The sequence below is a fragment of the Rhodococcus sp. NPDC003322 genome, from assembly GCF_053589555.1.
Genome location: NZ_JBSFSC010000007.1, coordinates 1 through 25,086 on the forward strand (window position 1 = coordinate 1; position 25,086 = coordinate 25,086).

General features: G+C 68.2%; 23 protein-coding genes and 2 pseudogenes. 12 read left to right on the forward strand and 13 right to left on the reverse strand.

From position 1 onward, the window contains the following. From ACWDUM_RS24910 to ACWDUM_RS24925, 4 genes and pseudogenes are all read left to right on the forward strand, one after another. Nucleotides 1–237: pseudogene (locus tag ACWDUM_RS24910) on the forward strand (glucose-6-phosphate dehydrogenase (coenzyme-F420)); the annotation flags it as partial. A gap of 70 nt (nt 238–307) precedes the next feature. Then, nucleotides 308–613 carry a WhiB family transcriptional regulator gene (locus ACWDUM_RS24915; RefSeq protein WP_450136045.1) on the forward strand — a complete coding sequence of 102 codons (306 nt, stop codon included), beginning with the start codon at nt 308–310 and terminating at the stop codon, nt 611–613. A 63-nt stretch (nt 614–676) separates the two neighbouring features. Beyond that, nucleotides 677–1,288, forward strand: coding sequence for a DJ-1/PfpI family protein (locus ACWDUM_RS24920; protein WP_450136046.1), 612 nt, complete (start codon nt 677–679; stop codon nt 1,286–1,288). Then, the gene (locus tag ACWDUM_RS24925) at nt 1,285–1,737 is read left to right on the forward strand and encodes a MarR family winged helix-turn-helix transcriptional regulator (RefSeq protein WP_450136193.1); all 453 of its coding nucleotides are present in this window, start codon (nt 1,285–1,287) and stop codon (nt 1,735–1,737) included. The genes ACWDUM_RS24920 and ACWDUM_RS24925 overlap by 4 nt, the downstream gene beginning before the upstream one ends. Before the next feature lie 215 nt (nt 1,738–1,952). Here the strand turns inward: ACWDUM_RS24925 and ACWDUM_RS24930 are convergent, their stop codons facing one another. Then, on the reverse strand, nt 1,953–2,420 hold the full coding sequence (locus ACWDUM_RS24930) for a DIP1984 family protein (protein ID WP_450114042.1): 468 nt from the start codon (nt 2,418–2,420) through the stop codon (nt 1,953–1,955). A 201-nt stretch (nt 2,421–2,621) separates the two neighbouring features. On the opposite strand from ACWDUM_RS24930, the gene ACWDUM_RS24935 reads away from it, so the two are divergent. Continuing rightward, nucleotides 2,622–3,554 (forward strand): NAD-dependent epimerase/dehydratase family protein, encoded by a 933-nt coding sequence (locus ACWDUM_RS24935; protein ID WP_450136047.1) that lies wholly within the window; start codon nt 2,622–2,624, stop codon nt 3,552–3,554. Here the strand turns inward: ACWDUM_RS24935 and ACWDUM_RS24940 are convergent. Then, a complete protein-coding gene (locus ACWDUM_RS24940) occupies nt 3,527–3,934 on the reverse strand; it encodes a hypothetical protein (protein WP_450136048.1) in 408 nt (135 codons plus the stop codon). The two genes, ACWDUM_RS24935 and ACWDUM_RS24940, sit on opposite strands and share 28 nt — an antisense overlap. Nucleotides 3,935–4,168: 234 nt before the next feature. Between ACWDUM_RS24940 and ACWDUM_RS24945 the strand changes: the two genes are divergently transcribed. The 3 genes from ACWDUM_RS24945 to ACWDUM_RS24955 all read left to right on the forward strand — a co-directional run bounded on the left by ACWDUM_RS24945 (nt 4,169) and on the right by ACWDUM_RS24955 (nt 9,178). Further along, nucleotides 4,169–4,711 carry a hypothetical protein gene (locus tag ACWDUM_RS24945; RefSeq protein ID WP_450114039.1) on the forward strand — a complete coding sequence of 181 codons (543 nt, stop codon included), beginning with the start codon at nt 4,169–4,171 and terminating at the stop codon, nt 4,709–4,711. A 141-nt stretch (nt 4,712–4,852) separates the two neighbouring features. Continuing rightward, on the forward strand, nt 4,853–6,187 hold the full coding sequence (locus ACWDUM_RS24950) for a serine hydrolase domain-containing protein (RefSeq protein WP_450136049.1): 1,335 nt from the start codon (nt 4,853–4,855) through the stop codon (nt 6,185–6,187). Between the two features lie 450 nt (nt 6,188–6,637). Continuing rightward, complete coding sequence (locus tag ACWDUM_RS24955) at nt 6,638–9,178, forward strand: response regulator transcription factor (RefSeq protein ID WP_450136050.1); 2,541 nt, start codon at nt 6,638–6,640, stop codon at nt 9,176–9,178. 60 nt (nt 9,179–9,238) lie between these two features. Here ACWDUM_RS24955 and ACWDUM_RS24960 read toward each other — a convergent pair whose 3' ends face one another. The 8 genes from ACWDUM_RS24960 to ACWDUM_RS24995 form a co-directional block, all read right to left on the reverse strand. Further along, a complete protein-coding gene (locus tag ACWDUM_RS24960) occupies nt 9,239–9,709 on the reverse strand; it encodes a hypothetical protein (protein WP_450136051.1) in 471 nt (156 codons plus the stop codon). Between the two features lie 251 nt (nt 9,710–9,960). Next, on the reverse strand, nt 9,961–11,406 hold the full coding sequence (locus tag ACWDUM_RS24965; protein ID WP_450136052.1) for a wax ester/triacylglycerol synthase domain-containing protein: 1,446 nt from the start codon (nt 11,404–11,406) through the stop codon (nt 9,961–9,963). Nucleotides 11,407–11,642: 236 nt separating this feature from the next. Then, the gene (locus ACWDUM_RS24970; RefSeq protein ID WP_450136194.1) at nt 11,643–12,419 is read right to left on the reverse strand and encodes a TetR/AcrR family transcriptional regulator; all 777 of its coding nucleotides are present in this window, start codon (nt 12,417–12,419) and stop codon (nt 11,643–11,645) included. Nucleotides 12,420–12,633: 214 nt separating this feature from the next. Continuing rightward, complete coding sequence (locus ACWDUM_RS24975; protein ID WP_450136053.1) at nt 12,634–13,425, reverse strand: hypothetical protein; 792 nt, start codon at nt 13,423–13,425, stop codon at nt 12,634–12,636. Further along, a complete protein-coding gene (locus tag ACWDUM_RS24980; RefSeq protein WP_450136054.1) occupies nt 13,419–14,390 on the reverse strand; it encodes an LLM class flavin-dependent oxidoreductase in 972 nt (323 codons plus the stop codon). Before ACWDUM_RS24980 ends, ACWDUM_RS24975 begins: the two co-directional genes overlap by 7 nt. A 41-nt stretch (nt 14,391–14,431) precedes the next feature. Then, nucleotides 14,432–14,908 (reverse strand): hypothetical protein, encoded by a 477-nt coding sequence (locus ACWDUM_RS24985; RefSeq protein WP_450136055.1) that lies wholly within the window; start codon nt 14,906–14,908, stop codon nt 14,432–14,434. After that, complete coding sequence (locus ACWDUM_RS24990; protein ID WP_450136056.1) at nt 14,905–15,537, reverse strand: HD domain-containing protein; 633 nt, start codon at nt 15,535–15,537, stop codon at nt 14,905–14,907. Before ACWDUM_RS24990 ends, ACWDUM_RS24985 begins: the two co-directional genes overlap by 4 nt. A gap of 37 nt (nt 15,538–15,574) precedes the next feature. Next, nucleotides 15,575–16,951: an MFS transporter gene (locus ACWDUM_RS24995; protein ID WP_450114031.1), complete on the reverse strand. Its 1,377-nt coding sequence runs from the start codon at nt 16,949–16,951 to the stop codon at nt 15,575–15,577. Nucleotides 16,952–17,380: 429 nt separating this feature from the next. Between ACWDUM_RS24995 and ACWDUM_RS25000 the strand changes: the two genes are divergently transcribed. Continuing rightward, nucleotides 17,381–18,172: a class II aldolase/adducin family protein gene (locus ACWDUM_RS25000; protein WP_450114030.1), complete on the forward strand. Its 792-nt coding sequence runs from the start codon at nt 17,381–17,383 to the stop codon at nt 18,170–18,172. A gap of 85 nt (nt 18,173–18,257) precedes the next feature. Continuing rightward, nucleotides 18,258–19,508, forward strand: a complete 1,251-nt coding sequence (locus ACWDUM_RS25005; protein ID WP_450136057.1) for an amidohydrolase family protein — start codon at nt 18,258–18,260, stop codon at nt 19,506–19,508. Nucleotides 19,509–19,544: 36 nt separating this feature from the next. On the opposite strand, the gene ACWDUM_RS25010 is transcribed toward ACWDUM_RS25005, so the two are convergent. From ACWDUM_RS25010 to ACWDUM_RS25020, 3 genes are all read right to left on the reverse strand, one after another. Continuing rightward, complete coding sequence (locus tag ACWDUM_RS25010) at nt 19,545–20,363, reverse strand: FadR/GntR family transcriptional regulator (protein WP_450114028.1); 819 nt, start codon at nt 20,361–20,363, stop codon at nt 19,545–19,547. 96 nt (nt 20,364–20,459) lie between these two features. After that, nucleotides 20,460–21,482 (reverse strand): 2-hydroxyacid dehydrogenase, encoded by a 1,023-nt coding sequence (locus ACWDUM_RS25015; protein WP_450136058.1) that lies wholly within the window; start codon nt 21,480–21,482, stop codon nt 20,460–20,462. Between the two features lie 35 nt (nt 21,483–21,517). After that, entirely contained in the window at nt 21,518–22,354 is an 837-nt protein-coding gene (locus tag ACWDUM_RS25020; RefSeq protein ID WP_450136059.1) for an alpha/beta fold hydrolase, read from the reverse strand. 270 nt (nt 22,355–22,624) lie between these two features. On the opposite strand from ACWDUM_RS25020, the gene ACWDUM_RS25025 reads away from it, so the two are divergent. Together ACWDUM_RS25025 and ACWDUM_RS25030 are read left to right on the forward strand one after the other, a co-directional pair. After that, nucleotides 22,625–24,313: a class I adenylate-forming enzyme family protein gene (locus ACWDUM_RS25025; protein WP_450136060.1), complete on the forward strand. Its 1,689-nt coding sequence runs from the start codon at nt 22,625–22,627 to the stop codon at nt 24,311–24,313. Then, a pseudogene (locus ACWDUM_RS25030) lies at nt 24,310–25,039 on the forward strand (SDR family NAD(P)-dependent oxidoreductase). Before ACWDUM_RS25025 ends, ACWDUM_RS25030 begins: the two are co-directional and overlap by 4 nt. The last annotated feature ends 47 nt before the right edge of the window (nt 25,040–25,086 follow it).

Sequence of the window (25,086 nt, forward strand, 5' to 3'; positions counted from 1 at the left end):
AAGCATTCGATCGAGGATCCGATCGAGATGGAGGCGGCGGCGGATGCGTTGCCGATCGAGCAGGTGGCGAAGCGGTGGATTGTGGCGTCGGATCCGGATGAGGCGGTGGAGCAGGTGAAGGCGTATGTGGATGCGGGTTTGAATCATCTGGTGTTTCATGCGCCGGGTCATGATCAGCGGCGTTTTCTGGAGTTGTTCGAGCGGGATTTGGCGCCGCGCCTGCGCGCCCTCGGCTGACCGGCCCGAAATCACGGTCGAAGGCGCCCACCCGGACGCGTAACCCTCACGAACGAAAGGATTTTCACCGATGGCAATGGCTCGGCTCGGTGTGGTGAGTGCGCTGCCCACGGCAACCGTCGAGGCATGGGACTGGCAGTTGCGTGCCCGATGCCGGGGTATGGACAGCGCGATGTTCTTCCATCCGGAGGGGGAGCGCGGTCCGGCTCGCGCCTGGCGCGTGCGCACCGCCAAGGCGCTGTGCGCGGAGTGTCCGGTGGTCCAGGAGTGCCGGCAGCACGCCCTGAGCATCGGTGAGCAGTACGGAATCTGGGGCGGGCTCTCGGAATCCGAGCGATACCGCGACGGAAGGCCCGTCAGCCGAATGGCGCGGTGACCGATCCCTTTCTCTCGGCGCCCGGGTATTGACAGTATGCTGTCGTCATGACAGTCTTCTGTCATGACTGAGACGGTGCACGTAGCGATCTATGACACGTTCGTCGACTGGGAGATCGGTTTCGCGATCGACCACATCAACAAGCCGATGTGGCACCGGGAGCCGGGCCGGTTCACCGTCGCCACCGTCGGTGCCGACGACCGCCCGATCCGGACGATGGGCGGCCTGCGCATCCTCCCTGACAGGGTGTTGGGCGAGCTCCGCCCGCAGGAGAGTGCGATGCTCATCCTGGCGGGCAACGACATCTGGAACACCGCGCAGTTCACCCCCTTCGCGGACAAGGCCCGCGAGTTCCTCGACGCCGGAGTGCCGGTGGCCGCCATCTGCGGTGCCACCGGCGGCCTGGCGATGGCCGGCCTGCTCGACGATCGTCAGCACACGAGCAACGCCGCCGAGTTCCTCGCCGGCGTCGGCTACGCGGGCGGGCACCTGTACCGCGACGAGCCCGCCGTCACCGACCGGGACCTGATCACCGGGGCGGCCAACGCCCCGGTCCACTTCGCCCGCGAGATCCTCGAACGCCTCGACGTCTACGAACCGCACGTCCTGGCGTCGTGGTTCAAGCTGTACGGGAAGCGCGATCCGCAGGGCTTCTACGAACTGATGGCGGGCTGAGCGTGCGCGACGACCAGGACCTGCTCAGCGGTCTGGCGCTGGGGACGTTCCGGCTCAACGGGCAGTTCCTCTCCGTCGCAGAGGATCTCGCCCGCCCGGTCGGGTTGACCGCCGCGTGGTGGCAGGTGCTCGGTGCCGTCCTGACGCGGCCACTGTCCGTGGCCGACGTCGCCCGCGAGATGGGCATCACCCGCCAGAGCGTGCAGCGGATCGCCGATCTGCTCGTCACCCGTGGGCTCGCGGAATACCGGGAGAACCCGGCCCACCGGCGGGCGAAGCTCGTCTCGCCGACCCCGGCCGGACGTCGGGCGGTGTCCGCGATCGGTCCGGCGCACGCCGACTTCGCCGGCCGACTCGTCGAAGCCTTCGGACGTGAGGAACTGGCCGATGCGCTTGCCGCACTGCGGCGGCTGTCGGCGGTCCTCGACGACCTCGCCGACGACGACTGACCGGTTCGAGTGCCGGGGTGCCCCGTGCCCGCCCTCGCCGATCGGAGATCAGCACCTGGTGATAACTGTGCGCGATGCGCCTTCACCTGTTCGGCGTGCTGGGCTGCGTCGTTCGTGTGTGGCGCTGCCCTCGGCGCCGTACAGGTGGCCGGATCAACCGCCGGCCGCGGTGTGTGCTCGCTTCTCCGATCGGCTACCCGCTCCCGACGCTGTGCTCAGTCGAGCAGTTCGACCTCCCAGTTGGTTTGCTGGATCCGGGTGTCGACCTCGCGGATCGCGCGGGCCAGATCGTCCGCGGTGGCGCGCAGTTCGGACACCGGTACGGCGGCGATGTGGACCAGTTCCGAGCGCAACTGGCGGCCGTAGCCGCGATCCTCACGACCGGACGCGGCGTCGGCGGCCGCGGTCACGGCAGAGTGGCGCAGCCGCAACACATCTCGGCGGGCCAGTGCATCGGTGACGGTGCCGTCGCCCAGTGTGGCCCGGGCGTTCGTCCGATTGATGCGACGAATGAGCTGCTCGAGTTCGTCGAGCGTCCGGTCGAGTTCGGCGAGGAGGGCGCCCGCGTCCTCCGCAGGTTGCTCGCCCTCCTGGTACCGGGCGTTGGCGACGATGCGCTCGCGCAGCTGGGCAACCTTGCGGACGACGTCGCCGCGCAGCGCCAACGCCTCTGCCAACTTCATCGAAAACAACTCCGCCCGGTCGACAGCAACACGTCTTCGACTCTATCGACCGGCACGTCGTCGGCCCGGGATGATTCACGGCGCGGCGACCGGAATGTCGGGAATGGGCCGGCGGTAGCCGTCGCTGTCCGTCACACACCGCCCGGCTGTTTCGTCAGAGATGCAGGGGAGACGTAATCCGGAATCGGGAAGGTGATGGTCATGCGGGTCTTCGTGGCAGGCGGGGCCGGGGTCCTCGGACGGCGGCTGGTGCCGCAACTGGTGGCGCGCGGGCACCACGTGACGGCGACGACGACGAGCCCGGACAAACTGGAGTTGGTGGAGCGATTGGGCGCCGAGGCGCTCGTGATGGACGGGCTCGACGCCGGGTCGGTCGGTGCGGCGGTGGCGCAGGCCAAACCCGACGCGATCGTGCACCAGATGACCGCGATCTCCCTCACGCACGGCGGCAAGCCCGACATGAAGCACATCGACCGCTGGTTCGCCACCACCAATCGGCTGCGCACGGAGGGGACCGACCACCTGCTGGCCGCCGCCGAGGCGAACGAGGTGTCCCACGTGGTCGCGCAGAGCTACGCCGGCTGGAACGGGATTCGCCGGGGCGGATGGGTGAAGACGGAGGAGGATCCGTTGGATCCCGAGATGGGGACGAAGGCGCGGCCGGGGATGGAGGCGATCCGCCATGTCGAGGAGGCGGTGGTCGCGGCCGGTGGTGCGGCCCTGCGCTACGGCGCGTTGTACGGGCCCGGTGCCAGCGACGATCAGGTCGAACTCATCCGCAAGCGGCAGTTCCCGCTCGTCGGGGGCGGCACCGGTTACAGCTCGTGGGTGCATCTCGACGACGCGGCGAGCGCCACCGTGCTGGCCGTCGAGCAGCAGGCGAAGGGGGTGTTCAACATCGTCGACGACGAGCCCGCCCCGGCGAGCGAGTGGCTGCCGTACCTGGCCGAGTGCGCGGGAGCGAAGCCGCCGATGCGGGTCCCGAAGTGGCTGGCGCGGCTGCTGGCAGGGGAGGTGGCGGTGACGATGATGACCGAGGGACGCGGGTTCTCCAACGCCAAGGCCAAGCGGGAGCTCGGCTGGCAGTTGCGCTACCCGTCGTGGCGTCAGGGCTTCGAGGAAGGTTTGACCTGAGCGGATTCTCTGCTCGACCGTGATGCGACGCAGCCGAGGGCCGCGACGATTCCGGTTGCGCCCAGTCCGATCCAGGCCAAGGCCCGGCGGGTGTCGAGCTCCTCGCCGCATGCCTCGAACCGATCCGCACCGATCACGCCCTGGGCGTGGGGTGATGCCGGACTTCCACAGTTGACGCCGTCGGTCCGGAAGTCGGCGACCAGCAGAATCGCGCAGACAACGAGGCCGACCAGCGCCAGCGCGACCGTCACCCTCGCGGCCACGGACCGACCGGAGGTCCCCGCGCCGACAGCGGCCCGCGGCCCATCCGGGACTCGGCCGCTGTCGGTGGCCGGAGTGCTCGGATCGGCATGCCGGCCCGCCTGCATGTCGGTCGTCATACTGTCGCATCCAACCAGACGGACCACGAATTTGCTGAATCGTTACCAGATCGACGGCGGCGTGAGGTGGGGGCTCGACGCGTTCGTCCTGCGTTGGGGTGCGACGGCGACGCGGACGGAATACGGGCCGATCCGGTGCTTGCCTGTCGGTAGCTGAACGGGGAGAGGGGTCCGCGGCGGGATCGTCGAGCGGGCACGTCGGGTCGGCCCCGCCGAAGGCGGTAGCCTGCATCGATGGCATCGGATGCGAGCCCCCGAATCGATCGGTTGCGAACGCTGATCGACCACCCGCGCACCGGCGACAGCGAACGGGCGGTGGCGCAACGGATGCTCGACCGGATCCTCGGGAGGACCGGCATTCGCGATCACTCCGGCGGACCCGACCGCGGTGCCGGGCACGGCCGGGTCGGGCGGCATGCGGGCCTGGCGCACATCGCGGACCTGATCCGTGGCGACATCGCGCTCGCCCGGTCGGTGTTCACGGCGAACACGCCGGACGGACTTCCGGCGGTCGCGGACCCCATCGGCAACGCCCCACCGGGAATCACCTTGGCCGTCGAGACGCCGCACGATGCGGGCATCGTCATCACGATCGACGGCGTTCCCGAGCACTGGGGCTGGGTGAACGACGGCGGCATCGAGACGGTCACACCGGCGCTGCGCACGCTCGCCGACGAGCTGGCGTCGGTCATGAACGCGTACAACCGCGACGATGCGGAGGGCGGCAGGCGATTCTTCGGGAGGGTGCGGGTTCGGGACACCACCTTGGTGTGGTGACCGCGACCCAGTCGATCACGGCCGCGACAGATGGCTATCCGGCGCGCGGGTGCGGGCTACGATGGCAGGGAGGTTTGCCCAGCTGGTGCCGCGCAGCCGGTGCGGCGCTCGGACTCTGGTGCCGAGGCGGTGGAACCGACGATGAGCGATCTGCGCGCGGGGTTCCTGCCGGCCCGGACCGCTCGCCTCGCCGTACTCGCGGCGTCCGGCGCACTCGTGATCGCGGGCTGCTCGACGAATTCCGAGCCGACGGTCGCTCCGACATCGGATGCAGCGATCGGCTCGACCACCGGGACCGTCTCCGCCCCAACGTCTTCCGCGCTCAAGCCCATCGATCCTGCGGCGTTCCAGGCGGCGGTCGACGCGGCCGCGAAGGAGTTGCTCGTTCCCGGGGCGGTGGTACGGCTGCGCACCCCGCAGGGGAGCTTCGAGGCGCTCGTGGGCACCACCGAGCGGGGCACGCAGGCGCCGCCGGCCATTGATTCGCATTTCCGGATCGCCTCGAACACCAAGACGATGACGGCGGCGCTGACCGTCCTCCTCGTGCAGGACGGGAAGCTCCGCTTCGACGACCCGGTGTCCGCCTACGTCCCGGGCGTGCCGGGCGGCGAGAACATCACCATCGCTCAACTGCTGACGATGCGCAGCGGGCTGTACAACTACACGAATGCGCCCGAGCTGTCGGCCACCCTGGACGCCGACCCGACGAAGGCATGGACACCCCAGGAGGTTCTGGACCTCGCGTTCGCGCACCCGCCGAATTTCCCGCCCGGAACGGAATACGAGTACAACAACACGAACTATGCACTGCTGGGGCTGGTCGCCGAGGCCGTCGGCGGGCGCCCGTTGGCGCAACAGTTCGAGGACCGGCTGCTCGGTCCGCACGGCCTGCGGCAGACCTCGCTTCCCGCCGCGGACGACACCACCCTGCCTGAGCCCTACTCGCACGGCTACATGTACGGCGGATCGGCGTATGCGATGGGTGACCAGGAGTACCCCGCCGACATGCAGGCCGCCGCCCGGAACGGCACCCTCCAGCCCCACGACTACACCAACCAGAACCCCTCCTACGCCACCGCCGCCGGCAGTGCCGTCTCCACGGCCGACGACATGGCGACGTGGATCCGGGCGCTGGTGTCGGGCAAGGTCTTCGATCCCACCTTCCAGCAGCAGTGGCTCGACAGTCCGCAACCCGAGGACCCGGGCAACCCAGACGGGCAGCGGTACGGCTACGGCATCAGCCATCAGCGATTCGGCCCGAACGCCGCGATGTATTACCACGGCGGTGAACTGCCCGGCTTCAACTCGTTCATCGGCTACGACCCGGACAACGACGTGACGCTCGTGGTCTGGACGAACCTGACCCTGTCGCCCGACGGCAAGACCACGGCAAACGCCCTGCTGCCGACGATCCTCGACCAGATCTACGCCGGGCTGTCCCTGGCGCCGGCGCCGACCCCGAGCCCCACCGGATAGCGGCACCACGTCACTCGCTTCCCTCCCGGCACGACCCGAGGCCCAGCCGTACCGTGTTGAGCTGCAACGTCTTCCCGGGTGAACGGATCGTCAGCGTGATTTCTGGGTGCCGGGACATGTCGGTTCCATGCTGTCCTGGCAGCTGAGCCGGGTCGAGTCGGCGATTGTCATCGTCTGCGGAGTGATGGCTGTCACATTTGTCCGGGTCGTCGTAAAGGTGTTCGCCGGCATCTCGGAGAATTAGCGGGTGAATCGCTGACTGGATGAATGCGTGGGCGAACGACGGTCGGCCCCGCATGTTCGGATTGGCGGCGGACGGGGCTCTGGGTGTTGGTGTACCGGCTGGGAGGGCCGGTCGGCCCGGCGACCGGGATGAAGAGCGGGGTTGGGTTCAGTGCTTGATCTGTTCGGAGGTTGTCGGGCTGCGCTACCGAGTTCCCTGGTGTGGCGATGATGATGCATGACCACCTGTTCGGTCGACTGGACCGGGACGTGCGGCTGGTGGTGCTGCGAGCACCCCTCGGGTTCGGCAAGTCGGCATTGGTCAGCAACTGGCTACAGAGCCGCGAATCGGTGACCGAGTCGGTCGTCTGGATGGACAGGCCGACCCGTGACATCGATCCCGACGCATACTGGGCCTCGGTCCGGGCCAGGGCCGCGTGCCCGGAATGCGGGACGGCCGATGCGGGCTCCCGGCGCCGACGAGGGGGCCCGGTGCCGGACCGTACCGCCTCGCCCCGGATACTTCTGATCCTCGATCGTGTCGACCTGCTGGGCAGCGACGAGGTCGAGGCCGGGATATTGCGGGCGCTCGGCGGATGCAGGCACCTGAAGGTCGTGGCGACGGTGTGCGACGGTGGCTGCCTCGCGGATCTCGCGGCACTCGGATGCAGTCACGACCTGATCACCGCGGACGATCTGCGGCTGAGTCCGGCCGCAGCCAGGTCGTTGGCCGAAGAGGCGTCGGTCCACCTGGAACCGGGTGAACTCGAGCAACTGCACGAGAAGGTGCGGGGGATGCCCGCCCTGCTGAGGGTCGCCGTGGCAGCCGCGCGGGGCATCCCGCGCGGCGCCGGGCGCGGAGCCCGTCTCGACTACGCGGTGGAACGCGCGCTTCGGCGACGGGTGCGAGACCTTTTCCTCGAACGTCCGGACATCGTCGACGTCGCACCCGAGGTGCTGCTTCGGTTGGCAACGGCACGCGAACTCACGCCGGCCGTCGCGTCGTTCCTGGTCGACGAGGGGAACCCGCAGGACCTCCTGGCGCGGCTGGAGGCGGCCGGGGTACTGGGCCGCCACACGCAGTCCGAACACGAATGCTGGGAGTTCGCCCCCGCGGTCCGCGACGTGCTGCTCGGCATCGCGCAGGACAACGGGGTGGCCACAGCCCACAACATCGGGAGGCTCGCCCGGTTCCACGTCGACCGCGGTGAACCCTTCACCGCCCTGCGGCTGGCCCTCGATGCGCGGGACTGGGATCTGGCCGTCGATCTCGTCGAAGCCCACTGGGCGGACATGATCGCCGAGCAGATGAGCCTGCTGCGGGCAGCGCTGGAGTTGCTCCCCGCGGAGATGCTCGTGGACAAGCCCGCGATTCGCGCCGGACGCGAATTGTTCGTGTTCGCAGGCGGACAGGTGCCGGTGAACACGACGGTCCTGCCGTACGACGATCAGGCACTCCAGCAGCTCACGGCGCCCGACGCCACGGATCTCCTGACCGCCGGGTGCGTCCAGTCGCTGATGCTGCGGGTGTCCGGCGAGTTCCGGGCAGCTGCCGAATTCAGCCGGCGATTGGCGCACCTGAGCCGCAGTGTGGCCGAGACGCTGCCGGACGAGGTGACCGCACAGCTTCCGATCATGCGCCTGCAGTGGGGGATCACCTACCAACTCGCCGGGGATCTCGCCGAATCCAATGTCGAACTCGCGGCGGCATACCGGGCCGCGGTCGCGGACGGGGTCGCGTTCATCGCCCGGAACGCCGCGGGCAGCTCGGCGTTGAACTGGGCCCTCGTGGGTGAGCCGCGACGCGCTCTCGAGTGGCTCGCGGACGAGCACACCCATGCCGAGCCCGTCGGCTGGCTGGAGCCCAAGGTGCGGGTGGCGGGCATGGTGGCGCGTGCCCTGATCTCACTGGACCAGCTCGACATTGCCGCGGCAGGCCGGGCCCTGGGCGAACTGGGCGAGGTTGATCCGACCGAGGAACTGTGGGCGCTGGTGGCGTACGCGCGGTGCAGGCACGCGTTGCTCAGCGGCGATGCACACCGCGGTCTGGTCGACCTCCACCGGACCCTGCCGCTGCATCACGCGACCTTCCGGGACGGTATCGCGGTGCCGCTGCTGACCGCGGCCGAGATCGAGTTGCGGCTCGCCCTCGGCCAGGGCAACCGCGCGCTGGCGATCGTGGACACAGCCGACACCGACGACCCGTGGATCGCGGTGTCGGCCGCGCGGGCCCGGCTCCTGACCGGAGATCCGGCCGGTGCGCTGGCACTGTGCCGGCGGCTCGACGAGCCGGGTCGGCACCACCCGCGTGCGCATCTGGGATGCCGACTCGTCGAGGCCGCCGCGCACCTGGACCTCGATGAGCCCGGTGCGGCCGTCGTCGCATGGCAGCACGCGGGCAAGCTCGCGGAACTGACGGGACTTCGCGCACCGCTGGCCACCATTCCTCGCCGGGCGATCGACCGCCTCGTGACTCTCGGCGGCGGGCACGTCGGCGCGCAGTTGCAGGGCACGGACGTCCCCGCAGTTTTTCCGGGGCCGGTCGAGGTGGTGCGGCTCACCGAAAGGGAGCAGGCGGTCCTCACCGAACTCGCACACGGAAGTTCGGTGCGGGAAGCGGCGGCGAACCTGTTCGTTTCGGTGAACACCGTCAAGACGCAGCAGCGGACCCTGTATCGGAAGCTCGGGGCCCATTCGAAGGACGAGGCGCTCGGCGCCGCAACAAGACTGGGGCTCCTCGCCGAGGCCTACCCGGTCGGCGGGGACTGAGTCGGCGCCGGCCGCTGTCGCGCACCACCGCGCACACGCGGGCAGGCACTGCCCGCGGATCTATCTGACGTAGTGCAGCGTGTTGCCTCGGGGGACGTGACTCAGGGTCAGCTCCTGCTCGGTGACCGAGAGCAGCACATACCGAACGGACAGATGGTCGGCGTCGTCGACGATCTCGAGGATCGTCGTGTCCGGTGCGGTCGACGGCGGAAGGTCGGGGGCGTCGTCCCGTCCCACGATCGCCCAGGTGCCGCTACGGGGCGGGACTCCGGTGTAGTCGCGGCTCGTTGTTCCATCCGGATTGAACGTCACGGATTCTGCAGGGTCGACCGCCGAGGTCCAACGGCCCGCGAGTTCGGCCGGTCGGTCGCCCGCCCGCAGCTGGAGGACGGCCCCGGATGCGGTCGCGGGGGACGGTGCCGACGCCGCGGTGACGGATGGCTGCGACGAGGACTCGGCGCAGCCCGACACACCCAGGGCCGCGACGGCCAGCGCCGCCGCAGCCGACGCCCTGTAGCTGTCTGCCGTCATCCGAAGGTCCCCTCGCGTGGTTCGACTACACGGTGACAGTAGGCCATCCGTTCGGTGAGGGCGGTGCCGGCCACTCGTCGCGCCCGGAGCCCGGTGCCGCACGCGTCGACGACGGTGCGGACAGGATTGCCGGCGCCGGTGCGAGTTCGGCTGCCCGGTGGGCGTCGTCCGCGCGGTCGGCCACAGCAGCGGCGCGGGAATGGTTGTGGATTCCTAACGGGTCCAACAGATTCGGTCGATGCGCGCCCGTGCTATTCCTCGGGCAGCGCGCGCAGTTCGTCGAACGCGGCCTCGAGGAGGTGTGCGTATGCGTCCGGGTCCCGCATCATCGCCGCGTCGGACGTGAACTCCACACTCAGCACGTCGCCGATCGACACCACACTGTGTGACAGGCCGGCTCCCGGGTGGATCGGGGGGACATAGAACCCGTCCACGACGGGACTGCCGCCGAACATCAGGTCCGCGGCACCGCGCGGCATACTGGTGACCAGGGTGTTCGCCCATGTGACCGTGCTCTCCGTGCTTCTCGCTGCCGCGGCGGACTTTCGCTGGGAGAGGCGGAGGGCGATCCGGAGATAGATCGCCGGCGCATGGTCGATCGGCGACTCGATGTCGATGGCCGATTGATGTTGCACCCGAGCCTTTTCGGCGATTGCCGAGTCGTGGATGCGCCGCAGTCGTTCGATCGGTGTCGGTTCGTCGGTGTGAAGATCGACGAACATGGTGGTGATCTTGTTCGACGCGGCGACATGGGACCTGTCCCGGATCGAACGGGGGACCTGCGCGGCGAGGGCGCCATCGGGCGCTTCTCCGAGGCCGCCGAGATATGCGCCCAACCCGCCGCCGACGATCGCCAGGACGACGTCGTTGACCGACGTCCCGGTCGCTCTGGCGACCTCCCGGACATCCGACAGGGCGAACTTCGCTCGACCGAACGTCCGCTGCCCGCTCTGGTTGCCGTTGAACCGGGTGCGCGGGCGACGATGTCGGGGCGTGGACAGCGCGCCGGACTCGACCAGCGCGGTGAGGTCGCGCCGCGCCGCTGCGGACCTCACCAGGGACCTGCCCAAGCCGATGAACTGCGCCGGCAGGCGAAGCAGCGACGACACCGGACCGCGGATGGGGCCCCTCCTCCCTTCGAGGCAGGAGACGGCTTCCGGGTCGTCGAACAGTGCTCGGGCAACCTGGACGGCGCCCAGCCCGTCCGTGGCGCAGTGGTGAAACCTCAGCACGACCAAGGTCGCGTCGTCGGGGATCCCGGCAACACCGCGGATCTCCGTGAGCAGGTGCAATTCCCAGGGGTTGTGAGCGAGGTCAACCGGCTGCTTCGTCGTTTCGGCAAGATGATCGGACAGGGCCCGCCATGACGTTTCGCCGATGCGCTGAACGCGGATGTGGTGGTCCAGATCGACGTCGGGCGCGAAGCTCCAGTACGGGTGGTCGAGATCGCCGGGTACCCGGACCAGTCGTCGGCGGAGCACCTCGGCCCGATCCAGACGATCTCGCATCCAGGACGCGGCTGAGGCGTGGGTCCGAATGGGGTGAGGATCGTGACGGGTGTCGAAAACGTAGACCGTCGTGATGACGTCCGGCGAGTGCTGCCGATCTGTCAGTTCGGAGTAGACGAACCACGAGTCCCGCCCGGCCAGTTGTACCGGCTCCGTGCACTCGCCTGCGGTGATCGGTTGGTCGTCCAAGGCTGTCCATCCTCCCCAGAGGATCCCTCGCGAACCCCCGGTTGATGGATCGATTCAATCAGATCTGCCGAGACCTACATTGTTAGTGATGCGTATGAATTGCTCCGCGTGTCGCGTCTAATCAATCGTCGTCGCCAGGGGTACCGAGTGAGGCAGTGGCAGAATTCGCCGGACCACCAAGGGATGCAGGGTATTCGAGGTTCTCGTGATGCCCGGCGAGGGGTGAGTGCGGCGCGTCAGTCTCCGGTAGCGGTGTCGCCGTTCGCGTTGCGCGAATTGGACAACGTCTCCATGAGGCCGCGCATGGCTCGCATGTCCGAGCGTAGTTCGTCGAGTTCGGAACGGAGGTCGTCCACGGTGTCGGTGGATGGTCCGGGGACGGTCTTCGCGGCGGGCACCGGTTCGCGCCGGCCGACCGTCGGAGACGGTTTCGGTTCCGTGTCGGTGCGTTCGGTTCGCGCCGGCGCGAACCCGTCGAGGAAAACCGATGTGACTGTGGCGGTTATTGATTCGATGTCGTCGGCGAGCGTTCTCCGATGCCATCTGACCGACTGGAACACGCACTCACGCATCATTCTCTGGAACTCGAAGACGTCGATGCCGGAATTGAATTCACCGACGCGCACGCCTTCGTCGACAACGTCGAACCAGGCCCGGTGCGAGGACTCGACGGCACCGGCGATCTCCGCGTAGTCGGGAAGCGCACCGAGGTTCTCGAACTCGTTCTGATAGATCTCGGTGGCGTAGGGGTGCTCGTGTGCGACCTCGAGCGAGACCTGCACCATGAGTCCGAGACGGTGACGCGCCGTCTCGGTCGCGGTCAGGACGATGTCGTAGCGGCGCACCAGGTCCGTCAGGAAACTCCTCAGGATCTCGGAGACGATGGCGTCCTTCGAGCTGAAGTAGTGATACAGCGTCCCGGAGTTCAGGCCCACCGCATCGGCGATCTCACGGATCGTGGTGGCCGACATGCCTCGTTCGGAAAAGAGCCGAGCCGATTCGGCCAGGATCATCTGACGCCGACTGGCTGTCACTGTTCACCTCTCGTGTCCGGTCCGACGATCTGTGCGCGTGCCGTATCCGAGGCTAGCAGCAGGTCAGGGCCGTTTACCTGAACTCTGTCGACGAACTCCTCGGCTTCTCTGCGCCGGGCCGGACGAGCATACGGCCTCGGCCGCGACCGTGCCGTCACCCGGTCGGGTCGGGGTCTGGGGGAGCGCCGTCTCATCAGTCGAACCAGGTCCAGTTCCAGGGTTCGATGTTACGAAGCACTCCGGAGAACAGGAGTGTGAATCCCTCCTCGGATGGCGCCGGCTCTGGCTCGATCCCACGCCGTGCCCGATCGGCCCTGTACCGGGCCGGATCTCCGTCGAGGAACACCATCAGAATCCGCACCTGGCCAGATGCACCGTGGTTGTCCTCTGCGAAGGTGACGCCGTCGTCGGCGTCGCGTCCCAGGTCGAGCGTGGTGCTCTCACTCGAGAAGGTCCACGCTCCGGCAACCCCCTCGCAGTCCAGCAGGGCGGGAATCACCTCGCGATCCTGCCTGGCGAAGTACTGCTCGCTTGCGATGGAGCTGGGGTCGAGGACCCGGATCGCGACCAGCGCAATGCCCCGGTTCGGGCGCATCGGCAGTGCGTCGGCGCCGAGCAGGCAGCGCGGGCTCACGTAGCCCTTGACCGGCATGAAGGTGCCCATCGCCAGCCGACGGCTGATCCGGATGTCGGGTCGCCGTCCGAGCTGGAACGTCCGGACCGCGAGCTCCTGCCACTCGGCGAAGCTCTCGTCGACCGGGTCCCGGAACCAGTAGCTGTTGACGTAGTGCAATCCGTCGAGTGCGTCGCAGGTCCGGGTGGATGCGGCGCAGTCCGGGCTGTGTACCCACCGCTCGCCGTGCACGACGCCGTCCAGAGCGAGGTTCTCGGGCCGATGGTCGAGTTGGTGCCAGGCGTTGTACTCCGCGTGTGAGGCCCGCTCCGTCACGTGGGTGAACGAGAAGAAGACCTTGCGGGCTAGCACGGTGCCGCCTCGGCCAGTGCCGGCTCGACGCGGGTGAACATCAGTTCCAAGTGGCGGTCGACCAGCGCGTCGGGCATCCCCGGCAGTCCGGCCCACAGATAGACGTGCTCGACGGGCATGCCGTGGGTGCGGAGTCGGATCTCGCGGGCGGCCGCCTCGGGCGTGGCGACGGTCAGCCCCGGCACCGATCCCGTCCGGTCGAACTCGGCGGTCAGCCCGGCCTCCAGATCGGCGGCACTCCGCGCGTCGCCGCGCCGGCTCTGGTAGGTCGCCTGTTGATGAGCCAGATGTGGGATCAATTGTCTCGTGGTCGATTCCGGGTCGTCGGCGACCACGATATCGAGCATTCCGCCGCGTCGAGCCGAGTCCGCGCCGTGGCCGCCCTCCTCGAGACCCGCGAGGTACGGCGCCGACAGCGCGGGATCGAGAGAGAGCAGTCCTGCGCCGAGGCGTCCGGCTCGGGCGGCGCCGCGGGGCCCCTGGTACCCGAGCCACATCGGCACCGGGTCCTGCACCGGCCCCGGCGTGACACCGCCGTCCGAGAGCAGGTTCCGCACGGCCGCGAACGCCCTGTCGGTGACGGCGTACCGGGCGCGGAAGTCCGAACCGAAGGCGTCGAACTCCTCGGGGGACCACCCGGCACCGAGCCCGAGTTCGAGTCGGCCGCCCGAGACCAGGTCGACCAGCGCGGCCTCCTCGGCGATGTGGACCGGATGCCGGTGGGGGGCGAGCAGCACGGCCGTGCCGATCCTGATGCGTTCGGTTCGGGCGGCGATCGCGGCGGCGAGGGTGAGCGGTTGCGGCAGGTAGCCGTCCTCGAAGAAGTGGTGCTCCGTCAGCCACACCGAGTTCGCACCCAGTTCCTCTGCCCGGACGACTCTGTCGAGCATCGCACGGTAGTGCTCGGCACCGGGGCGCTCCCAGCGGGCAGGGTTGCGCATGTCCAGGAACAGTCCGAGTTTCACGAAGTGGTGTCCTTGTCCGTGGGTGTGGTTGGGGAGCAGGCTCAGTCGGCGCTGGGAGAGGGAAGGGCGCCTGGAGCATTGATCTCTGCGGCGCCGCCCTCGCTCGCATCGTCGTCGGCGCACGCGTCGATGTCCGCACAGTCGCGCGCGTCCTCGATCTCGGCTCCTCGGCCCACCTCGTTCTCGAATGTGGCGTTCCACTGGGTGAGCTGTTCTGCGGTCCAACCGAACTGGGTGCGTTCGCGGAGCAGACGATCGGCGATCCCCGCGACCATCGCCACCCGCGGTGCGCGTCTGGACTCGACCTGCCCGAGGATGTCCGCCGGGGTCAACGGCCGTGTCTTCGTGCGGTAGTGGGCCCAGGTGGCCTCGAGAGCGTCGGATTCGGCGCAGTCCCTGAGTAGTTCGGCCCAGTAGTATTCACCGAACCCCTCCGGCGACGCGTACTGCTCGATTCCGGCGCGGATTCGCAGAATCTCCCGGCAGGTGAAGATGTCGACGGTCTTGACCCTGGTCACGACGCACTCGTATCGGGCGCGCGGTCCGTCGTGTCGCGCGACCACGTCAGGTTCTGGTCGCCCCACGAGCGCGGCGGGCGTGAGAAGACCTCCTCCAGCATCGGCGTGAAGAACTCGAGGGGTTCGGAGTCGTAGTTCGGGTCGAACGACTCCTGGTCCCAGGCCGCGCAGAAGTGTGCGCACGCGTCGAAGTACGGGGAGTCCCGATACCGGTCACGACTGTCGGTCGGCATGCCGAGCTTGTCGCCGTAGTGGTAGGTCTGGAAGACACCGTGGTGCTTGACGATCCACACCGCCTCGTCGTCGAGCACCGGCCGCAGAATTGCAGCGGCGACCTCGCTGTGATTGTCGGGACACAGATCGTCGCCGATGTCGTGCAGCAGCGCGGCGATCACCAGATCGACACGGGCGCCCTCCCGATGAGCGCGGGTCGCGGACTGCAGCGAGTGCTCGTAGCGATCGACGCGGTAACCGAAGGTGTAGCCCTTCATCGACTCGAGGAGACGCACGACCGTCCCGAGCCAGTGGTCGCGTCGGTGGATCGCTGCTTCGTCCCGGATCAGCTCCATCTCCGCGGCGGTCGCCTCGTCCATCCGGGTGAATTCGACGGTGCGGGTGTCGTCGACCATGTCGGCCCTCTCATGTCTGGTTGATTGAACGGAATGGTCACGCGACGGGTGCGGCTGCCCCGCTCGGGACCTCCGTCTCCTCGGTGAGGGCGATGCCCTTGGTCTCGCGAGTGAAGTAGGCGGCCGCGACGACGGCCAACGCGAGCACGACGACGTACCACGTGAACAGGTCCGGCGTGCCGCGGGACGTGAGCCACGAATTGAGGTACGGCGCAGTGCCTCCGAAGATCGCGGCCGCGAGCGACACCGCGATTCCCGTACCCGCTGCACGGGACTTGGTGGAGAACAGTTCGGCGAACCAGGCGACCTGGGTGCTGGCGGCGAGCGCCTGGATGATGAGCGCCAGGGACATCGCGATCGCCAGGGTGCGGGCCGAGCTGTCGAGCATGCCCGACAGCGGGAAAGCGAACAGGGCGATGAGCACGCCCCACAGGATGTTGTTGGGGCGCCGGCCGAAGCGGTCCGCGGCCAGGGCTGCGAGCGGCAGGGCGGCGATGAAGACGAGGTTCGCGACCACGCCGGCCCACATCGCCAGTTTGTCGTTCACGTGGTGAAAGCTGATGGCGTACGCGGGAGCGTTCACCGACCAGGTGTACGAGAAGACCGATGTGCCGCCCACCAGGAGGACGACCCGCAGGATCGAGCCGCGCTGCGCCCAGATGTCGCGGAGCGCAGATCGGGCCGACGATGGCGCCGCGGCGGCCTCGGTCTCGGCGGCGTGGTCGGAGAAGGCAGCGGATTCCTCGAGGCCGCGGCGCAGGTAGAGCGCGAAGAAGCCGAGCGCGCCGCCGATCAGGAACGGGATGCGCCAGCCCCAGTCGGCCATCGCTTCCGAGTCGATCGCGGTGCGCATGACGGCGCCGAGGAGTGTGGCGAGCACCGTTCCGCCGACGGTGGACATGATCACCGTGCTGCCCCACAGTGCGCGGTTGTCCGGCCGCGCGACCTCGGCGATGTAGGTGTACGAGCCGCCCTGCTCACCGCCGTGTGCCACACCCTGGAGGCACCGAACGAGCAGCAGCCACAGCGACGCGAACACGCCGATCCGTTCATAGGTGGGTGCGATCGCGATGAGGACACTCGATGCCGCGACGAGTGACATCGTCAGCACCATGACGAACTTCCGTCCCTTGCGGTCGGCGACGAGGCCGAACAGCAGGCCGCCGATCGGGCGCATCACGAACCCGACCGCGAACACGGCCATCGTGGACAGCAGGTTCGACACCTCGTTGGTCGAGTGGAAGAACTGGTTGGAGAAGTAGACCGCGAAGATCGCGAACACGGTCCAGTCGAACCATTCCAACGTGTTACCGAGATTGACCGCCAGGATCATCCGCGCCTTGGCCCGGAGCGTGGACGGGGTTGTTGGCGTTGGACCCTTCGGGGCGTCGTTGCTCGAGGGTGTTGCGGTCATGCCGGTTCTCCTTGTCGGGCGGGTCTCGGTGGTGTTGTCGTGGTGGCGGATCAGGCAAGGCGGTCACGGGCCGACGTCCCGGCGGGTACCGGAAAGCGGCAGGGCTCAGCGCGAGAGTGATGGGGCCACACGGTGTATGGCGCAGGTCACAATCTAGATCTATCCATAGTTGATGTCAATCAACCGTTTGACTGGGTCGGAAGTGGCCGCGTGCGTGAATCCTGCCGAGTCCGTCCTCGGCGCGTTGCGCTCCACATCTGTGCAGGTCGAGGGGGTGAGGAGGTCGAATGGCGGATGTGGGGCGGGGTGGGTGCGGCTCGACCGCCGGTTCAGTTGCCCGATCTGGCGGTGGCTTACATCGCTATCTTTTGTAAGATAGAGTTCGATCCGTCCGAATCTGTGACCCTGATCTCATCCCATGGAGGCGTTGTGACCGTGTACGACGAATCGACGGCGATCGGAGGTGGCGTGGACCCGGTGGGCGAGTGGAGGCCGCGCGCCACACCCCCGATCGGGGTCGAGCTCAGCAACGAGCAGAAGCTCGCCTGCGCGTTCCGAACCTTGGCGCACAACGGTTTCAGCGAGAACATGGCCGGCCACATCACCTGGGCCGACCGGGACGACGACAGCCTTCTCATCAACCCGTGGGGGCTGTGGTGGGAGGAGGTCTCGGCCTCCGACGTATGCCGCGTCGACGCGAACGGTGTTGTGATCGAAGGCAAATGGGACGTCACTCCCGCCTATCACATCCACACCGAACTGCACCGGCGTCGTCCGGACGCCCGGGTGGTGATCCACAACCACCCGTACTACGTGACACTGCTGGCCGCCGTCGGTGTGCTGCCGATGATCGCGCACCAGACCGGCAGTCTGTACGACGACGACCTGTCCCTGGTCGACGAGTACGGCGGCGAGGTCAACGATGCCGAACTCGGCAGGGATCTCGCCGACCAGATCGGTGACCGCAACAACGTGATCCTCGCCAGCCACGGCATCATCACCACCGCCGACACGATCGAACTCGCGGTCTACCGCGCGGCGTCGATCGACAGGTTCTGCCGGCTCGCGTACGACATCCTGTTGCTCGGCAAGGACCCCCTGCCGATCGAGAAGAGCATCCGCGTCGCGATGCAGAAGGCGCTCGTCGAGCGCGCCTCCGGCGTCTACTGGGCCGGCGCGGTTCGCAAGCTGCTCCGAACCGATCCCGACGTTCTCGACTGAGTCCGTCCACCCCAATCCCCGTTCCGGGCTGCGTATGTAGCGCAGCCGGATTCACCGACCCACGAACAATCGAGGAGTGTGCGAGATGGCCAATCTCGACGAACTGATCCACAACACCGACTTCACCCAGAACGTCAAGGGAAAGGTGACTTTCCTGCCCGAGCCGGAGAAGGCGCACCGGCCCTTCCCGTTCATCTCGGTCGACGACCACATCGTCGAGCCCAAGGACACCTTCGAGGGTCGCCTGCCGGCGAACCTCGCCGACCGGGCTCCCAAGGTCATCCACCGTGACGGCGCAGACATCTGGGTGTACGACGGCAAGGAGATCCCGAACGTCGGCTTCAACGCGGTCGTCGGACGTCCGGTCGACGAGTGGGGCTTCGACCCGCAGCGCTTCGAGGACATGCGCCGCGGTTCGTGGGACATCCACCACCGAGTCAAGGACATGAACCTCTCGGGTGTGTATGCGTCCCTGAACTTCCCGTCGTTCCTCCCCGGATTCGCCGGCCAGCGTCTGCAGCTGAGCACGAACGATCAGGAACTGGCGCTCGCCGCGACCCGCGCCTACAACGACTGGCACCTGGAGGAGTGGGCGGGCCCGTACCCGGACCGCATCATCCCCTGCCAGATCCCGTACTTCCTCGACCCGGAGATCGGTGCACAGGAGATCTACCGCAACGCCGAGCGCGGCTTCAAGGCGGTGACCTTCTCGGAGGGTCCGCACGCGCTGGGGCTGCCGTCGGTGCACTCGGGCCACTGGGATCCGATCATGCGGGCGTGTGAGGAGACGGAGACCGTCATCAACCTGCACATCGGCTCGTCCAGCACGTCGCCGAGCACGTCGGAGGACGCCCCGCCGGACGTGTCCGGCACGCTGTTCTTCGGCTACGCCATGTTCGCGACCGTCGACTGGCTGTTCTCGAAGATTCCGGTGCGCTTCCCGAACATCAAGATCGTGATGTCGGAAGGTGGAATCGGTTGGGTTCCGGCCCTTCTCGACCGCCTCGACCACATGACCACGTACTCGTCGATGTACGGCACCTGGGAAGGTGTCGACATCTCCCCGGCGGACGTGCTCAAGCGGAACTTCTGGTTCTGCGCCGTGGAGGATCCGTCGACGATGGTGCTGCGGGACCGGATCGGTATCGACCACATCCTCCTCGAGGAGGACTACCCGCACAGCGACAGCCTGTGGCCGCGCACCATGGAGATCGTCAGCGAGTCCATGAAGGGGCTCTCGGCCGACGAACTGCGCAAGATCACGTGGGAGAACGCCTCGAAGCTGTACCGGCATCCGGTGCCGCAGAGCGTGATCGACGACCCGAACAGTTTCTGACCGAGGGCTGGGCGGGTCCGGGTCGGCCGGGCCCGCTCAGCCGAAGAAGAGGCGGTCCCGCGCGACCGCGGGGTCGAGGGAGACGGGAGGGCGCTCCGGGTCGTGCGGATAGGTCTGCACGTCCCGGAGGTGCCGGGCCGCGATCACCCGGGCCGATGCGGCGTCGCCGTCCTCGATGCACTGCAGGATCTGGCCGTGTACGGCCAGGGCCTGCGCTCGTTCGGCCGGCGGAATCCTCTCGGGGTCGGCTCGCTCGTTGGCCCAGTCCGTGACGTGACTCGACCACAGGGCTTCGAGGGCGCCGGCCAACACGATCAGTGACCGGTTTCCGCACAGCTTCACCACGGATTCGTGGAACCGCCGCGAGAGCGTGGTCGCGGCGACGAGGTCGTCGACCTTGGACAGCGATTCCTCGTGCAGGGCGCGCAGGACCGGAACCACCTCGGTGGCGCGGTCGTCGCGTTCCGCGCACAGGGCGGCGCACATCGGTTCGACCTCGTGCAGGGCGCGGCCGACGTCGTCGATGTCGGTTCCCGACATCGCGAGCACCATCGAGAGGCTGTAGGCGACGTTTCCGGGGGTGGGGCGATGGACCACGGCGCCGCCGCGATTTCCGCGGCGGACCCGGACGAGACCCTCGGCCTCGAGGATCCTCAGCGCCTCGCGCAGGGATTGGACGTTGACCGGGTATTGCTCGCGCAGCTCGGCTTCCTTCGGCAGGAGGTCGCCCTCGGCGAGGTCGCCGCGCAGGATCCGCTCGCGGATCTGGTCCGCTACCATCTCGGCCAGTCGCCGCCAGCGCAGGCTGCTCGGGTCGGGGGCCGGTGACTTCCGGTCCTGTCCCTGTGCGGACACCGCCGTCACATCCTTCCGGTCTCGGTCGTCCTTCCGTCGCAAAGTTACCAAACTTACTGAACTTGGGTTGCGGGTGTCGATGCAGTTGCGGCTGGATCACCCACGCGTCCACAGCGGTGGTTCGCCGCGGCACGCTCGCGCAACGTTGGCGGCGGTCATCTCGAACATCCGCTCGAGGGCGGTCGAACTGCCGCCGGCGACGTGCGGGCTCAGCAGGACGTTGTCCAGCCCGAACAGTGGACTGTCGGCCGCGAGCGGCTCACGGGCGAAGACGTCCAGCGCCGCCCCCGCCACCGACCCGGACCGGATCGCAGCGGCGAGCGCGCCTTCGTCGACAACCGGACCACGAGCGACGTTGACCACCAGCGCTTCCGGGGGAAGCAATGCCAACTCGCGGGCGGAGATCAGGCCGTCGGTCTGTGCGGTCAGCGGGACCGCGACCACCAGCACGTCCGATTGTTCGAGGAGGGCGTCGAGCGCCCGGTGTGGCAGTGAGGAGCCTGGGTCCGGACGCCTCGACGTGTACGCGACCTCGCACCCGAATGCCTGGAACAGTGCGGCGCAACGTCGGTTGATGGCGCCGAAGCCGACGAGCCCCACTCGTCGCTCACCGAGGTCCCGGCAGTCTCGCTCGAGGATCGACATCTGTGGCCACCGTCCGGCCCGCATTTGGGCATCGGCCCATCCGATCGAACGGCACAGGCCGGCCGTGGCCGCGACCGCCCACTCCGACACCGACGTGGCGTTGCCTCCCGGCGTGTTCGCCACCGGGACACCGACGTTCGTCCAGGCATCGACGTCGATGTAGGCGATGCCGACCCCGGGTTGCTGGATCAGCCGCAGGTGGCCGCCCATCGCCGCCTCCGCGGCGCCGAGCGGCAACCGCCCGCTCCAGTCCGCAACGACGATGTCGACGTCCGGCAGCAGGACCCGGACTTCGTCGACGGTACGGGCAGCGGGCACCACGACGGCCGCGGCATCGCCGACGGCGCGCCGCACCGCCTGCTCGATCGCGGGCTCCGGCGTGAGCACCAGGATTCGGGGCCGCTCCACTGCCGCCGTGGTTCGCCCTTTCGGGTCGGTGTTGGCGGTGTCCACGACATCGTGCCGGTTTTCCATGTGTGACGGATGCTTTCGACGACAGAAGTGCCGGGTCAGCGCGTGAGGAACTCGGTCACGAGCGACTCGAAGTCGTTTTTGCGCTCGACCTGGGCCCAGTGCCCGCATTCGCCCAGGATGTGCAGGTCGGCCTTGGGCATGCGCCGCAGCGCGAACAGGGCGCCGTCCGGCGGGAGCATGCGGTCGTCGCGGCCCCAGGTGACAAGGGTCTTGTGCGGAATCTCGTGGGTCCGCGCCCACAGCGGTGCCTTGCCGGGCAGCGCCAGCGACGCCATCACTGCGCGCATGCGCTCGATGGCTCGGGGTGCGGTGGCGTTGTTCCAGCGCTCGTCGAGCAGTTGTGGCGTGACGATGGCGGGGTCGTAGACCATCGAGTCGACCCACGCCTCGAGTGCCTCTCGGGTGGGGTCGACGAGGAAGTCGCCGAGGCGCCGGGCGCCCTCGCTCATCATCGGCCCGAGCAGCGGCGCGTACAGCCCGCCGGGTCCCATCAGCGCCATGCGCTCGACTCGTTCGGGTGCGATCGCCGCCGTCTCGAGTGCGACCCATCCGCCCATGGAATTGCCTAGCAGATGCGCTTTTTCGATGCCGAGATCGTCGAGCAGCGTGACCATCGATTCCGCGGCGATCTCGGGATACGGGCGGTCGTACTCCAGGTCCGGGCTCGCGCCGAAGCCCGGCATGTCGACGACGATGGTGCGGAAGTTGCGCGCGAAGACCGGCAGGTTCTTCGAGAAGTTGGACCAGCCGGACACGCCCGGGCCCGACCCGTGCAGCAGAACGAGGGGATGGCCCTCGCCTGCCTCGTGGTAGTGCAACTTGTCCGTGGCCGACGGTCCGCGGGTGGTGTCGGCGTAGTCGAGGGTGTCCATGTCGATCCAATCTCTCTCGCGGCGAGGGTATTCCGCCACGCACAGCGAAACGGTGAGCCCACGCGAAACCACGACCCGCTCCAGTGGGACTCGTCATGTGAGCTGAGTCACGAATGATGCACACCGTAGCGCCCGAAGACCTATTGATCAAACACGCGGTTGGTATTCCCAATCAAGCGATTGATCGAGCGGACTCTTGACGCTACCGTGGGTGGCCGGGCCGTCGTGTGACGGCCGACACGATCATGAGTTCGGGCCTGGGAGGCAGTGATGGACAACGCGGCGGCTGCGCGCTATCGGGAAGCCGGCTGGTGGGGTACGCGTTCGCTCGGTCAGGTGATCGCCGACCACGCGGGGAGGATTCCGAAGAGGCCGGCGTTCGTCGCCGGCGCGGACCGGACGAGCTGGCGTGAGTACGACACCTACGCCGACGCGATCGCGGCGGCGCTGGTGGCCGCGGGAATCGAGCCGGGGGACCGTGTCGGTGTGCTCCTTCCGGACACCGCCGATGTGCATGCGGCGCTGGTGGGGACCGAGCGCGCCGGGCTCGTGGCGATGGGCATCGGGGCACGTGCCGGAGATGCCGAGATCACCCACCTGCTGGGTCGTTCCGGCGCGGTCGCCCTGATCTCGAGGGCGGACGATCGAGGCCGAGGCCTCGATCAACTCGGGCAGCTCGTGCTCGCGGCCGGGTTGTCGGTCCGCGTGCACCTGGTTGTCGGGGCCGGGCGGGTGCAGGCGCTCCGTCGGCTCGACGCCGGACGCTGGCGTGAGGTCCCGGTCGAGTTCGCACCGGCCGATCAGGTGCGTCCGCGTGCCCTCGGCCCGGACGACGTCTCGATGCTGAACTCCACTTCGGGGACCACCGGCCTGCCGAAGTGCGTGGTGCAGTTTCAGAACCGCTGGATGCACTTCTCCCAACTGGCCATCGAGGCCGGCGAACTCGGCGACGACGAGGTGTTCCTCGCGGCGGTGCCGGCCCCCTTCGGCTTCGGACTGTGGACGAGCCACTTCGCGCCGACGATGCTCGGGGCGCCCGCGGTCCTGTTGCCCCGCTTCAACGCCGACGAGATGGTGCGAAAGATCGCGGAGGAGCGGGCGACCGTCCTGTTCTGTGTCAGTACGCAATTCCGCATGCTGCTCGCGTCCGATCTGGCGGATCAGGTCGACCTGTCGTCCCTGAGGGTCATGTTCACCGGCGGCGAGGCGGTGCCGTACCGCGACGCGGCACGATTCGAGGACCGGACCGGGGCCACAGTGCTGCAGTTCTTCGGGTCGAACGAGAGTGGCGCCTTCAGCTACACGACGACCAAGGATCCCCGGGAGAAGCGGCTGACGACCGCCGGACGGATCGTGCCGTCGATGACCGTTCGCCTGTACGACGACGAGGGACGAGACATCACCGCGAGTGGCGGACCGGGGCAGCCGGGTGGCACCGGGCCGCTCCTGAGCCTGGGGTACTACGACGATCCGGTGGCCAGCGGCGAACTCTATGCACCCGACGGCTCGCTGCTCATGGGTGACCTGGTCACGATCGACGACAGCGGCTACCTCACCGTCGTGGGGCGCAAGGCGGAGATCATCATCCGGGGAGGGAAGAACATTTCCGCCGCCCATGTGGAGCGGGAGGTCGAGACCCACCCCGACGTCGAGATGGCGGTGGCCGTGGGACTGCCGGACGACGTCTTCGGCGAGCGGGTCTGCGTGGTGGTCAGCGGGAGTTCCGCTGCCGGGCTGACGCTCTCGGACCTGACCACGCATCTGGCCGGGCACGGAATGACCAAGGAGTACCTGCCCGAGTATCTGCTCGTGGTCGACGAACTGCCCCGCTCCTCGGGAGGAAAGCTGGCCAAGGGGCAGGTCCGGGATCTGGCCCTGGCGGCGCGAGCCGCCGGTGACGTCGAGGCCGCGGGTGGCGTCGACCTTCGCGTCGAGGCAGGCAGGGGAGCGTCGGGATGAGTTCTCTTGCGACGGTGCTCGTTCCCGGCGGGAGCGGCGGACTCGGCGTGGCAGTCGTCGAGCGGTTGTTGCGCGACGGCCGCCGCGTGGTGGTGCCGTCTCGTTCCGTGGACGCCGATCGACGTCTGGCCGGGCTCGCCGACAGTGAGCGACTCGAACTGGTCCGTGCCGACCCGTTGGACGAGGCGGCGGTCGGTCGCATGGTCGAGGTGGCCGCCTCGCGGCCCGACGCCCCTCTGCGCGGACTGGTGAACCTGGTCGGTGGTTTCGCGATGGGTGGACGAGTCCACGAGACCTGCGTGGAGGACTTCGATGCACAGTTGCGCCTGAACGTGCGCCCGACGTTCCTCGCCTGCCGGGCGGTGCTCCCTCACATGATCGCGGCCGGAGGCGGGTCGATCGTGTGCGCCTCGAGTGCGGCCGTCCGCGCCCCGTTCTCGGGGGGCCTGCGGCTATGTCACTTCGAAAGCCGCCGTGCTCTCCCTCGTCGACGTGCTGGCCACCGAGTATCGCGCAGACGGAGTGCGGGCCAACGCCCTCTTGCCCACGGTGATCGACACCCCCGCCAATCGCAGGTCGCAACCGAATGCGGACCGGGCCGGGTGGGTTGCGCCCGAACTCGTCGCTCGGACCGTCGCGTACTTCGTGTCCGAGGAGTCCGCCCCCACGACCGGAGCCCACGTGCCGGTGTCGGCGGTCGGTCGTCGTGAGAGTTCCATCCGCTGAGAATTGACCACAGTTGTCGCCCCGCTGCCGGTACGAAGGCAACACGC